The 12,230-nt window shown below is 30.8% G+C and carries 13 protein-coding genes; 12 read left to right on the forward strand and 1 reads right to left on the reverse strand.

Annotation, left to right across the window (positions count from 1 at the left end):
• The first annotated feature begins 32 nt into the window (after positions 1–32).
• The 11 genes from priA to spoVM all read left to right on the forward strand — a co-directional run bounded on the left by priA (position 33) and on the right by spoVM (position 11,246).
• Positions 33–2,240 carry a primosomal protein N' gene (priA, locus tag OCU47_RS07705; RefSeq protein WP_261828017.1) on the forward strand — a complete coding sequence of 736 codons (2,208 nt, stop codon included), beginning with the start codon at positions 33–35 and terminating at the stop codon, positions 2,238–2,240.
• 12 nt (positions 2,241–2,252) lie between these two features.
• A complete protein-coding gene (gene def / locus OCU47_RS07710; protein ID WP_261828018.1) occupies positions 2,253–2,696 on the forward strand; it encodes a peptide deformylase in 444 nt (147 codons plus the stop codon).
• A gap of 77 nt (positions 2,697–2,773) precedes the next feature.
• Positions 2,774–3,703 (forward strand): methionyl-tRNA formyltransferase, encoded by a 930-nt coding sequence (gene fmt, locus OCU47_RS07715; protein WP_261828019.1) that lies wholly within the window; start codon positions 2,774–2,776, stop codon positions 3,701–3,703.
• A gap of 47 nt (positions 3,704–3,750) precedes the next feature.
• Entirely contained in the window at positions 3,751–5,076 is a 1,326-nt protein-coding gene (rsmB, locus tag OCU47_RS07720) for a 16S rRNA (cytosine(967)-C(5))-methyltransferase RsmB (RefSeq protein WP_261828020.1), read from the forward strand.
• 4 nt (positions 5,077–5,080) lie between these two features.
• Positions 5,081–6,109 (forward strand): dual-specificity RNA methyltransferase RlmN, encoded by a 1,029-nt coding sequence (gene rlmN, locus OCU47_RS07725; protein WP_261828021.1) that lies wholly within the window; start codon positions 5,081–5,083, stop codon positions 6,107–6,109.
• Between the two features lie 15 nt (positions 6,110–6,124).
• Positions 6,125–6,844 carry a Stp1/IreP family PP2C-type Ser/Thr phosphatase gene (locus OCU47_RS07730; protein WP_261828022.1) on the forward strand — a complete coding sequence of 240 codons (720 nt, stop codon included), beginning with the start codon at positions 6,125–6,127 and terminating at the stop codon, positions 6,842–6,844.
• Position 6,845: 1 nt separating this feature from the next.
• Positions 6,846–8,666 (forward strand): Stk1 family PASTA domain-containing Ser/Thr kinase, encoded by a 1,821-nt coding sequence (pknB, locus tag OCU47_RS07735; RefSeq protein WP_261828023.1) that lies wholly within the window; start codon positions 6,846–6,848, stop codon positions 8,664–8,666.
• A gap of 176 nt (positions 8,667–8,842) precedes the next feature.
• Positions 8,843–9,715, forward strand: a complete 873-nt coding sequence (rsgA, locus tag OCU47_RS07740) for a ribosome small subunit-dependent GTPase A (protein WP_261828024.1) — start codon at positions 8,843–8,845, stop codon at positions 9,713–9,715.
• Positions 9,709–10,359 carry a ribulose-phosphate 3-epimerase gene (gene rpe / locus OCU47_RS07745; protein WP_261828025.1) on the forward strand — a complete coding sequence of 217 codons (651 nt, stop codon included), beginning with the start codon at positions 9,709–9,711 and terminating at the stop codon, positions 10,357–10,359. Before rsgA ends, rpe begins: the two co-directional genes overlap by 7 nt.
• Positions 10,360–10,362: 3 nt before the next feature.
• The gene (locus OCU47_RS07750) at positions 10,363–10,992 is read left to right on the forward strand and encodes a thiamine diphosphokinase (protein WP_261828026.1); all 630 of its coding nucleotides are present in this window, start codon (positions 10,363–10,365) and stop codon (positions 10,990–10,992) included.
• Between the two features lie 179 nt (positions 10,993–11,171).
• Positions 11,172–11,246, forward strand: coding sequence for a stage V sporulation protein SpoVM (gene spoVM, locus OCU47_RS21820; RefSeq protein ID WP_376778053.1), 75 nt, complete (start codon positions 11,172–11,174; stop codon positions 11,244–11,246).
• Between the two features lie 99 nt (positions 11,247–11,345).
• Here spoVM and rpmB read toward each other — a convergent pair whose 3' ends face one another.
• On the reverse strand, positions 11,346–11,537 hold the full coding sequence (rpmB, locus tag OCU47_RS07755; protein WP_261828027.1) for a 50S ribosomal protein L28: 192 nt from the start codon (positions 11,535–11,537) through the stop codon (positions 11,346–11,348).
• Between the two features lie 340 nt (positions 11,538–11,877).
• Between rpmB and OCU47_RS07760 the strand changes: the two genes are divergently transcribed.
• A complete protein-coding gene (locus OCU47_RS07760) occupies positions 11,878–12,225 on the forward strand; it encodes an Asp23/Gls24 family envelope stress response protein (protein ID WP_261828028.1) in 348 nt (115 codons plus the stop codon).
• Positions 12,226–12,230 lie beyond the last annotated feature (5 nt).

Raw genomic sequence — 12,230 nt, forward strand, 5'->3', positions numbered from 1 at the left:
TTTTTTATCTTATAGAGATATAGGAGATATCTATGGGGAAGAAGTATGCAAAAATAATAATAAATAGTGAATCCATCTCTTTAGATAGAGAGTTTACCTATATAATTCCGGAGAAATTTTTTGATGTTATAGCTATAGGATATAGAGTTAAAGTCCCTTTTGGAGCAGGAAATAAAAAAGTGCAAGGTTTTGTAGTAGGATTTTGTGATGAAATAGATTTTAATCCTAAGTTTGCAAAGGAGATATCTGAGATCTGTGATGATGACCCTCTTTTTGGTTCTTCTGAACTTGAACTTATCAATTTTATGCGCAAGGAATATCTATGTAAGTACATAGATGCTATAAGAGTTTTTTTACCTACAGGAATAATAAGAGGTAATTCATTAAAGAAAAAAAGTGTAGTTAAAATTAATTCTAGTATGATTGAATATAGTATCTATTTTGAAAAATATAAGGATGTTTTGGAGCAAATAAAAGCTAATGATGGTATGTATACGAAAACTGAATTAAATAAGATTTTAGGCATATCTACATATAAAATCAATAAACTATTTAGTGAAAATTTATTGATTGCAGATGAACTTATCATGGATAGAGCAAATCAAAGAGAGTATATGACCTATGAAAGAAAAGATCTAACCTTACAACAAAGAAAAGTTGTTAGTGACATTATTCACAGTGAAGAAAAGATATTTTTACTTAAAGGGGTTACAGGTAGCGGTAAAACTGAAGTGTACATGAACTTAGTTGAGAATATGTTAAATAAAAATAAAACATCTTTAGTTTTAGTTCCTGAAATATCCTTAACACCTCAAATGATAGAGAGATTTAAAGGTAGATTTGGGAAGGATGTAGCTGTATTTCACTCAAAACTTTCAGATGGAGAAAGGTTTGATGAATGGAATAGAGTTAAAAATAATTCGGTGAAGCTAATAGTTGGAGCAAGGTCAGCCATATTCTTACCCTTTAAAGATTTAGGCCTTATAATAGTAGATGAAGAGCATGAAGGAACTTATAAATCTGAGCAAAATCCTAAATATTCTATAAGAGATATTGCTGAGTTTAAAAGTAGACAATGTGGATGTAAGGTTGTCTATGGCACTGCAACTCCAGCAGTTGAAACTTATTATAGAGCTCTTAACAATGAAATTGGATTAGTTACTTTAGAACAAAGAGTTGATAGTTCGCCAATGCCTAATATTTCTGTAGTTGATATGAGAGAAGAATTAAAGTCTGGAAATAGAAATATATTTAGTAGGGAATTATACAATGCTTTAAAGGAAAACTTACAAAGAAAAGAGCAATCTATAATATTTTTAAATCGTAGAGGATTTTCAACATTTGTTTCTTGTAGGAGCTGTGGGTATGTATTTACCTGTGATTCTTGTGATATTTCTATGACTTATCATAAAAATGGATATTTAATATGCCATTATTGTGGTAAAACTAAACCTCAGCCTAAAACTTGTCCAAAGTGTGGAAGTAAGTATGTGAAATATTTTGGAGCAGGTACTGAGCAGATTGAGAATTATATTAGGAATACTTTTCAAGATGCAAGAGTTTTGCGTATGGATGTTGATACTACAAGAAAAAAGAATTCTCATGAGGAGATTTATAACAAGTTTAAGAATGGAGAAGCAGATATACTTGTAGGAACACAGATGATATCCAAGGGGTTAGATTTTCCTAATGTTACTTTGGTTGGTATTGTAGCTGCAGATATAACATTGAATCTACCAGATTTCAGAGCTTCTGAAAGAGGTTTTCAGATTATTACCCAAGTGGCAGGTAGAGCAGGTAGAGGTGAAAAGGAAGGTAGAGTTATACTTCAGACCTATAATCCAGAGCACAGCAGTATAAAATTTGCATCTCAATATAATTACAATGATTTTTTTAAGGAAGAAATTTCTTTAAGAAATATAATGAATTATCCGCCATTCGGAGATTTACTTCTGATAAATATTAGTGGAAGTAAGGAAGGTTTAGTGAAAAAATATTCTTTAGAAATAGGAAATTACATTCAGAAAAATATTTTAGGCACAGATGATATACAAATTTTAGGACCATGTGCATGTACGGTGCAAAAAATTAAGGATCAATTTCGATGGCAAATATTAATAAAAGGTAAACTTAATGAATTTATCAAAAATAATATACGGATATGGGTTTATGATATAATTAAGGATGTATATAATGAAATAAGGGTAAGTTTGGATGTAAATCCTAATAGTTTATTGTAGGAGGAATTTACTATGGCAATAAGAACAATAAGAACAATCGGAGATGAACTACTTAGAAAGAATAGCAGAAAGGTAGATGAAGTTACCGATAGAATAAAGATATTAATTAAAGATATGGCTGATACTATGTATGAAGCTGAAGGTATTGGTATAGCAGCTCCTCAAGTGGGCGTATTAAAGAGAATATTTGTTATTGATATAAATGATGAAACTGGACTTAAGGTTTTTATCAATCCAGAAATTATAGAAGCTTCTGGTAAACAAGAAGATGTGGAAGGATGTTTAAGTGTACCAGAAAGAAATGCAGTGGTAGAAAGACCGGAAAAGATTAAAGTTAGAGCAATGAATGAAAAAGGTGAAGAATTCGAATTAGAAGCAGAAGGTCTTCTTGCAAGAGCTATATGCCACGAAAATGACCATTTAGATGGTATTTTGTTTGTGGATAAAGCACATTAAACGATAAGTTTACGTGAAGCAAATATTTTGTCCTTTTAAGAATTATATAAAATAAAAAGGAACATAGGAGGAGATTTATGAATATAGCATTTATGGGAACACCAGATTTTGCTGTTCCTTCATTGGAGAAAATAATAGATAAATATGGTGTGAAACTAGTTTTTACTCAACCTGACAGACCAAAGGGAAGAGGGAAGAAGTTAGCTTTTTCTGCAGTAAAAGAAGTTGCATTAAATCATGGAATAGAAATTATGCAGCCAGTGAAACTTAGAAATGATAGAGAAGCTATTGAAAAGTTAAAAAGTTTAGATTTGGACTTTATTATAGTAGTAGCTTTTGGACAAATATTGACTAAAGAAGTTTTAGATATACCTAAGTTTGGATGCATAAATTTACATGGATCATTATTGCCTAAATATAGAGGATCAGCACCAATTCAATGGGCAGTTATAAATGGAGAAAATGTATCAGGTAATACAACCATGTTGCTAGATGAGGGGATAGACACTGGTGATATACTTCTTAAAAATACGGTTGGAGTAAGTGAAGAATTAACTTCTGGAGAATTATATGAAGAACTTAGGTATTCAGGAGCAGATCTTTTAGTAGAAACTATAGAAAAGGTGTATAGAAATGAAATTGTCCCACAAAAGCAGGGGAATGCTGTTGGTGAGTATGCATCTCAATTAAATAAAGAAATGGCACTAATTGATTGGAATAAGAGTGCTAAAGATATTCATAACTTAGTAAGAGGTCTAAACCCTTGGCCAATAGCATATACTCACTTTGAAGAGGATGTTATGAAAATATATAAGACTAAGGTATTAAGTAGCAAAAGTACAAAGAATCCTGGAACTATAGAAAATGTCGATAATACTGGTCTTTATGTGGCTACAGGAGATAACTTATTGTTAGTTGAAAAAATACAATTTCCAAATGGAAAGCCTCTAGAAGTTAAACAATATTTAAATGGTCATACTATAGAACAAGGAATAATTTTAAAATAAACTCTCTATAAAAATTTGGAGAGTAAGATGCAAATGGAGAAAAAAACATGAATGCAAGAAAAATAATAGTAGAAATTTTGGATAATGTATTTTATAATGCAGCCTATTCAAATATTGAGCTGACAAAAAGACTTAACAGAGACAATGTTAATGATAAAGACAAAGGATTAATAACTGAAATAGTTTATGGAACTGTAAGATATAAAGACAAGATAGATTTTATTATCAAGAATTTTATTAAAGATGTAAAACTTGTAGAGCCAAGAATTCTTAATATATTAAGAGCTACAGTATATCAGATAATGTTTTTAGACAGAGTTCCAAGCTATGCAGCTGTTAATGAAGCAGTTCAATTAGCTAAAGAAGTATCCTTCAATTCATCTAAGTTTGTAAATGGAGTATTACGTAATATTCTAAGAAATCAAGATAAAGATTTTTATAAGGGCTTAGAACCTAGAAAGGCAATGGCTGTAAATTATTCTTTCCCTAATTGGATGGTGGATTTATTTATTAATCAGTATGGAATGGATGTAGCTAAAAAAATTATGCATAACCTTAATAATACTCCTAATGTAACTGTAAGGGTAAATGAGCTAAAAGGAGATTATGATGAAGTCTTTACTTCTTTAGAGGAAAATGGGTATGACATAGCTGAAGGTGTGATATGTCCAGAGGCTATTCAAATTAATAAAGGTAGTAATGTAGAAAATAATTCACTATTTAAGGACGGTTATATTACAGTTCAAGATGAAAGTGCTATGTTAATTGCACCTAACATGGATATAGAAGAAGGAATGAAGGTACTAGATTTATGTTCAGCACCAGGAGGAAAAACAACTCATATTAGTGAACTGCTTAATAATACAGGTACTGTAATTGCTTGTGATATATATGATCATAAGATAAATTTAATAAAAGAAAATTGTGATAGACTTGGAATTACAAATGTTGAGTATAAAATTCAAGATGCAACGCAAGAAAATAAAGAGTTTATTAAATTTGCTGATAGGGTATTGATCGATGTACCTTGTTCTGGACTGGGAATCATAAGGAAAAAACCTGAAATTAAATGGACAAAAAAGAAAGAGGATTTACACAGTCTTACGAAAATACAAAGAGAAATTATGGTGAATTCATGGGAATACCTAAAGGATGAAGGAATAATGTTTTATTCAACTTGTACATTGAATAAGCATGAAAATGAAGATAATATAAACTGGTTTATATCTCAGCATAAGGATGCAATCATTGAAAAAATGTATTTCGGTAAAGCTGATAATATAGTTTATAATGAAAATGGCACTGTTACTATATTGCCTACTGAGGCCATGGATGGATTTTTCTTAGCTAAGATAAAAAAAGTAAGTAGGTGAAAGGATGAATAATATTTTAGATTATACATTAGATGAATTAAAGGCATGGATGCAACAAAATAATGAAGGGGCCTTTAGATCAAAACAAATTTGGGATTGGATTTATAAAGAAGTTTGGAACTTTGATGAAATGAGAAACATCCCAAGTGTTTTGAAAGATAAACTTAAGAATAATTTTATAATACAGATGCCAGAAGTATTAGAGGTATACAAATCTGAAAAAGATAATACGTCAAAAGTTCTGTTCAGATATGAAGATGGAAATATTATAGAGAGTGTTATCATGAGATATAACTATGGCAATTCTATTTGTGTTTCTACTCAGGTTGGATGCAGAATGGGATGTAAGTTTTGTGCTTCAACCATTGGAGGAAGAATAAGAGATTTAACTGCCGGAGAAATATTATCAGAAGTTATGATGGCTCAAAAGATTATAGGGGAGAGGATATCTAACATAGTTCTAATGGGAAGTGGAGAACCTTTAGACAATTATGAAAATGTCATGAAGTTTTTATCTATAGTAAATAGCAATGAAGGCTTGAACATTGGGCAAAGACATATAACCTTATCTACCTGTGGTATTGTGCCTAAGATATATGAATTGGCAGAAAAAAATATGCAGATAACTTTAGCTATTTCATTACATGCAACCACAGATGAAAAGAGAAGGGGAATAATGCCAATTGCGAACCAATACTCTATAAAAGAAATTTTAGAGGCGTGTCATGATTATATTAGAAAAACAAATAGACGAATTACGTTTGAGTACTCTCTTGTAAAAGATGTTAATGATAGCTTAGAGGATGCAAAAGAATTAGGAGAATTACTAAAAGGCATGCTTTGTCATGTTAACTTGATACCAGTAAATGAAATAAAAGAAAATGAATTTAAAAAATCATTGAAAAAAAGTATTGATAATTTTGAAAAAACATTGCAAAATTATGGTGTAGAGGTTACTGTTAGACGTGAAATGGGCTCAGATATAAATGCTGCTTGTGGACAATTAAGAAGGAATTATATAGAAAAACAGTAGTGAGAGGGGTGCAATATGGTCGGAATTTGTACTGATGTTGGAAATGTTAGAAAATTAAATGAAGACTATGCAAATTATTTTATTGATGATAAATTTGAAATATTTATTGTAGCAGATGGAATGGGCGGACATAACGCTGGAGAGATAGCAAGTAGATCAGTAGTAGATGATGTAATAGATTATATTAAAAAGAATTACACACATATGAAGGCAGAAGAACTATTAAAATCTGCTATAGAAGATGCAAATTATAATATATACGTTGATTCTCTCAAACAAGAGGCTTTAAATGGCATGGGAACTACAATTACAGCTTGCTTTGTTTCAGGAAACTTAATTCAAGTAGCCAATGTAGGAGATAGTTGTTGTTTGGGAATCAAAGACAATACAATTAAGAAAATTACAAAAGATCACTCTTTAGTACAAGAACTTGTAGATTGTGGTTCAATTACTGAAAAAGAAGCTAAAAATCATCCTCATAAAAATGTAATAACTAGGGCTATTGGAACTAGTAGTACAGTTAATGTTGATATATTTACAATAAATAGGATGGAGTTTGAGAGTTTAGTTTTATGCAGTGATGGACTTACAAATGAACTTAGCATTGAAGAAATTTTAGAAACAACTAAAACTTCTTCATCTTACCAAGAAGCAGCAGAAAATCTTATTTTTTCTGCTAAGCAAAGAGGCGGTAGAGATAACATAACAGTATTGATTTTCGGAGGAGAGATATAGTATGATAGGTAAAATCCTTGGAGACAGATATGAGATAATTGAGAAAATAGGAGAAGGTGGCATGTCTTATGTATATAAGGCAAAATGTCATAAGCTTAACAGGTTTGTTGCAATCAAAATATTGAAGGAAGCATTCAATAGCAACCAAGAGATAGTTGAAAAGTTCAAACGTGAAGCAACAGCTATTGCTAACTTGATTAATGCCAACATAGTGAATATTTTAGATGTAGGAACCCAAGATGATGTGAATTATATTGTTATGGAGTATATAAACGGGAAAACTTTAAAGCAAATTATAAATGAAAATGGCAAAATGTCATATCAAGCAGCTATTAATATTGGTATTAAAGTAGCTAATGCGTTAGATTGTGCTCATAGAAACAATGTAATTCATCGTGATATAAAGCCTCAAAACATAATGGTAACACCAGAAGGTATAGTTAAAGTTACTGATTTTGGTATAGCGAAATCTGTAGATGCAGCAACAATTTCCTTTACAACTAGCGTTATGGGATCAGCTCATTATTTTTCACCAGAACAAGCTAAGGGATCTTATGTTGATTGTAGAACTGACCTATATTCACTAGGGGTTGTTATGTATGAGATGGTTACAGGTAGAGTTCCATTTGATGGTGATAGTCCAGTGAGCATTGCGGTAAAGCATCTTCAAGAAGAGGTGGTACCACCTAAGAATATAAATCCAGCAATTCCTTTAGGTTTAAATGAGTTTATATTAAAGGCAATGGGTAAGGAACCTGTAAAAAGATATCAATCAGCAAAAGAAATGATTGTAGATCTTGAAAAAATTCTTAATGATCCTAACGTGGTTTTAAATGTTGTAGAAAATGAAAATGACTTTACTAGAATAATGCAACCAGTAAATGTACCATTAAATACTTCTGCTACTACTCCGAAAAAGAAAGTGGAAGAAGATGATGAAGATGAAGATTATGATGATGACTATGATGAAGAGGAAGATGAAGATCCAGCAAAAAAGAAAAAAAGAAAAAAGAAGAATTTTATAATTTACGGAATTATTATCATTGCACTTATTGGATTAGCAGCAGGGGGGGCTCTAGTGTTTGCAAATGTTATGAATCAGCAGCAAGCAACAACTCAACAGATTAAAGTCCCAACAGGTCTTGTTGGAAAAAATAAAGATGATGTTAAAAAAGCTATAGAAGATGCTGGTCTAGTGTATATGGAGGCTGGTAATGAATCTAGTGAAACAGTTCCACAAGGTTCTGTAACCAAGGTTTATCCAGCAGAGGGTACTGATGTAAAGAAGGGCGACAGTATTAGAGTATTTGTAAGTTCAGGAGTAGAAACAGTAAAGGTACCTTCATTAGTTGGAAAATATGAAAGCAGTGCAATTCAAGCTTTAAGGGATGCAGGTCTTGATGTAGGTCAAATATCAAGAGAATTTTCTAGTGCTGATGACAAGGATAAGGTTATAAGACAATCAAAGAATGAAGGCGAAGATGTAAAAAAAGGTGAAAAAATTAACATAGTTGTTAGCAAAGGTGAAGAAATTCTTGTATCAAAGGTACCAAATGTATCTGGTATGAAGAAAGATGATGCAGTTAAAGCATTGAATGATGCTAAATTCCAAGTTAATTTGCTTCAAGGTGATACAACTTCTGATAAGAGTAAAGATGGTATTGTATACTCTCAAAGTCAACCAGCTGGTAGTCAAGTAAAACAAGGTGAAACTGTTGAGATACATTATTATAAGTACGTAGAACCAACACCTGATCCAAAGCCAGCAACAACACCTCCAACACCTGATCCAAAGCCAGCAACAACACCTCCAAAGCCATGATATATTAGATTAGGGATTGGTCAATGAATAAATTTAATTTTTAAAGATAATATGTTCTTATTTTTCGAAAATATTAATAAGTAGAAAAATAAGAACATTATTTTTACGAAAAAACTTGAATTTTCATACTAGGTTTGGTTAATATAAATGTAGAGATTAAATAAATTGGAGGTTCTATGGAAGGTATTATATTAAAAGGTATAGGTGGATTCTATTATGTAAAGACAGAGCAAGGCATAATTGAATGCAAGGCAAGAGGTAAATTTAGATATGATTCTTTAAAACCAATGGTAGGTGACAAAGTTACTATAGAAATAGATAAATCTAATAAAGGATATATCGTGAAGATTCATGAAAGAAGTTCAGAATTAATTCGACCTACTGTTGCTAATGTAACTCAGGCTTATGTGGTTTTTGCTATAAAAAATCCTGATATTAATTTTGATTTACTTAATAGGTTTCTAGTTTTATGTGAATACAATCATATTCATGCAAAGGTGTGTTTAAACAAAGTTGATTTATGTTCTGAAGAAGAAAAGACAGAAATAAAGGAAAAAATAAATTCTATTGGTTATGATGTATGCTTTATTAATGCAAAAAAACATATTATGCTAGAAAGTCTTAAGGAAGGGTTAGCAGGAAATGTTACTGTGTTATGTGGTCCTTCAGGAGCAGGAAAATCAACATTAATAAATGCATTATCAGAAAGTATACACATGGAAACTGGTGAAATTAGTGAAAAGATTGGGAGAGGTAAGCATACAACTAGGCATAGTGAACTTATTGAAATCAATGAAGGTTTTTTAGTAGATACACCAGGCTTCTCTACTTTAACCATGGACTTTATTGATAAAGATCAACTTAAATTTGCTTTTCCAGAGTTTGAAGAGTATTATGATAAATGCAAATTTAGAGGATGTAATCATTATAAGGAACCAAATTGTGCTGTGAAAAAAGCAGTTGAAGAGGGAAAAATAAATAAAAGTAGATATGATTTTTATATAAGAACATTTGAAGAATTACTGAATGGGAGGAATGCAAAATGGTAATATTATCACCGTCAATTTTAGCAGCTGATTTTAAAAGATTAGGAGAACAGGTTTCAAGATTGGATAAGTCTGGAGCAGAATTTATTCACATTGATGTAATGGATGGAAATTTTGTGCCAAATATTTCTTTAGGGTTTCCTGTAATAAAGTCAATAAGAGAAATAACTAAGAAGGTTTTTGATGTACATTTAATGATTGAACAACCTTCAAAATATATTGATGAGTTTATAGCATGTGGTGCAGATATGATTACAATACATTATGAAGCAGATAAACATATAGATAGAACCATAAACTACATTAAGAGCAAAGGTTGTAAAGTTGGAATAGCTTTAAATCCTGGCACACCTACTTGCGTTATAAAGGATTTGATTCCTCAGTTAGACATGGTACTTATAATGTCTGTAAATCCTGGATTTGGAGGACAAAAATTCATAGAGTATAGCAAAGATAAAATTAAAGAAGTATCTTTAATGGCTAAAAATATAGGCAAGGATTTACTAATCGAAGTAGATGGAGGAGTTGATCCAACTAATATTAAGAGTTTAGTAGAATGCGGTGCCAATGTTCTTGTAGCAGGATCTGCTGTATTCAAAGATGATAAAATAGAGGAAAATATAGATAACTTAAGAAAGGCATTATGATTTATGAAATGTGTAATTGTTGCAGGAGGAACTGAGCCAAAGGAAGAACAGTTTAAAAATCAGATTAATGATGCTGAGCTATTAATCGCTGCAGATAGAGGTGCTGAGGTTTTTTACAAATATAATATAAATCCTAATTTAATGATGGGAGATTTTGATTCTATAGATTTAGATGTTCTAAATACGTTTAAAAAAATAGACACAATTAGATTTATGCCAGAAAAAGATTATACTGATAGCTGTTTAGCTCTAAATAAGGCTATTGAGTTAGGAGCATCTGAGATAGCATTACTTGGATTTACTGGTACAAGACTAGACCATTGTTTTGGAAATATAGGATTATTAAAGTTGGCTTTAGAGAATAAGATTGATTGCAAAATAATAGATAATAATAATGAAATTTTTGCAATTAATAAGAGTACTACGATATTTGGTGAATGCGGTACATATTTTTCATTATTAGCTTTTAGTGATGATGTAAGAAATCTTTGTATTAAGAGAGCTAAGTATGAGTTGTTTAATTATGATTTAAAGATGGGTGATGGTAGGACAATCTCTAATGAGTTTTTAGATGAGCCTGTAGAACTTACCTTTGATTCAGGTACAATGCTGGTTTTTTATTCAAAAGATTAATTTAAAGGTCATTATTATAGTAAAGCTCGCATAAAATAATGTGAAGGTTGCTATAATAATGACTTTATTTTTTATTTATGTAGTTAAAATAGCATTTAAATAATGATTTTATAGTAATTTTATAGTGACCTTTAAGAATATATTATTAGTATAATATATAGTAAGAAGGGGGAATAACTTTGAGAATAGTGGCTATAAAATTGCCTAAATTTTTATCCAATATATTAAGACTATTTATAAGGAAGAGTAAATAAACACTACATACTCTTGTAAGATGAGGAAAATAGGAATAGATGTATTGGTGGAAAGTATGTAAAAATAAAAAAATGCAGGTGTAAATCCTGCATTTTTAATTATACAGCTCTTTGTACCTTACCTGAACGTAAGCATCTTGTACAAACATGAACAGTTTTTGGTGTACCGTTAACTACTGCCTTAATTCTCTTTATGTTTGGTGCCCACTTTCTCTTTGATTGACGATGAGAGTGGCTGAATTGAACACCTGAAACAACGCCTTTACCGCATACTTCACACTTTCTTGACATTAAAAACACCTCCTTGTCTGAGTGCTATACTCTTCAATAGGACAAATAACATTTTATCACAAAGTCTAATGGATTTGCAAGTAAAATATGAAGATTAAATAGTAATATATTAATAAATAGCATCAAAGTATTAATTTGCTAAGATTGTGATACAAGTATTGACAAAATTAGATTATAATTATTTACATTTTCGTTACTGTGAGTTAAAATAATATCTGGCTATAGATGTTTAGCATAGTAATTTGTTCTTTAAAAGAGAACATCTTCTGCTATATAGCTTGAATAAAAAGGATTAATAATATAGAATATACTATATAGATAAATCAAGGAGGAATCCGAAATGGTTGGATTTGAAAATGAACATGGTCAAATTACTTACTCAGAAGAAGTATTAGGCAAGATTGTTGGACTTTCAACAATGGAGTGCTATGGTGTAGTAGGAATGGTTTCAAAAAATGCAACAGAGGGTCTATGGGAACTAATTAAAGTTGAAAACTTAAGCAAAGGTGTTAAGATATCAATTAAAGAAAATAAGTTAATAATAGATTTATTTGTTATGATTGAATATGGAACAAAGGTTTCTGTAATTGCAAGTAATATTATTCAAAAAGTAAGATATAATGTTGAGAACTATACAGGGTTAAAGGTATCTTCTATTACTGTTAACGTGCAAGCTGTAAGGGTTTAGGAGGT

This window comes from Clostridium sp. TW13, from assembly GCF_024345225.1.
Taxonomy (GTDB): Bacteria; Bacillota; Clostridia; order Clostridiales; family Clostridiaceae; genus Inconstantimicrobium; species Inconstantimicrobium mannanitabidum.

Coding starts and splice junctions, on each gene's coding strand:
- priA (WP_261828017.1), top strand. CDS start 33: ATGGGGAAGAAGTATGCAAAAATAATAATAAATAGTGAATCCATCTCT.
- def (WP_261828018.1), top strand. CDS start 2,253: ATGGCAATAAGAACAATAAGAACAATCGGAGATGAACTACTTAGAAAG.
- fmt (WP_261828019.1), top strand. CDS start 2,774: ATGAATATAGCATTTATGGGAACACCAGATTTTGCTGTTCCTTCATTG.
- rsmB (WP_261828020.1), top strand. CDS start 3,751: ATGAATGCAAGAAAAATAATAGTAGAAATTTTGGATAATGTATTTTAT.
- rlmN (WP_261828021.1), top strand. CDS start 5,081: ATGAATAATATTTTAGATTATACATTAGATGAATTAAAGGCATGGATG.
- OCU47_RS07730 (WP_261828022.1), top strand. CDS start 6,125: ATGGTCGGAATTTGTACTGATGTTGGAAATGTTAGAAAATTAAATGAA.
- pknB (WP_261828023.1), top strand. CDS start 6,846: ATGATAGGTAAAATCCTTGGAGACAGATATGAGATAATTGAGAAAATA.
- rsgA (WP_261828024.1), top strand. CDS start 8,843: ATGGAAGGTATTATATTAAAAGGTATAGGTGGATTCTATTATGTAAAG.
- rpe (WP_261828025.1), top strand. CDS start 9,709: ATGGTAATATTATCACCGTCAATTTTAGCAGCTGATTTTAAAAGATTA.
- OCU47_RS07750 (WP_261828026.1), top strand. CDS start 10,363: ATGAAATGTGTAATTGTTGCAGGAGGAACTGAGCCAAAGGAAGAACAG.
- rpmB (WP_261828027.1), bottom strand. CDS start 11,537: ATGTCAAGAAAGTGTGAAGTATGCGGTAAAGGCGTTGTTTCAGGTGTT.
- OCU47_RS07760 (WP_261828028.1), top strand. CDS start 11,878: ATGGTTGGATTTGAAAATGAACATGGTCAAATTACTTACTCAGAAGAA.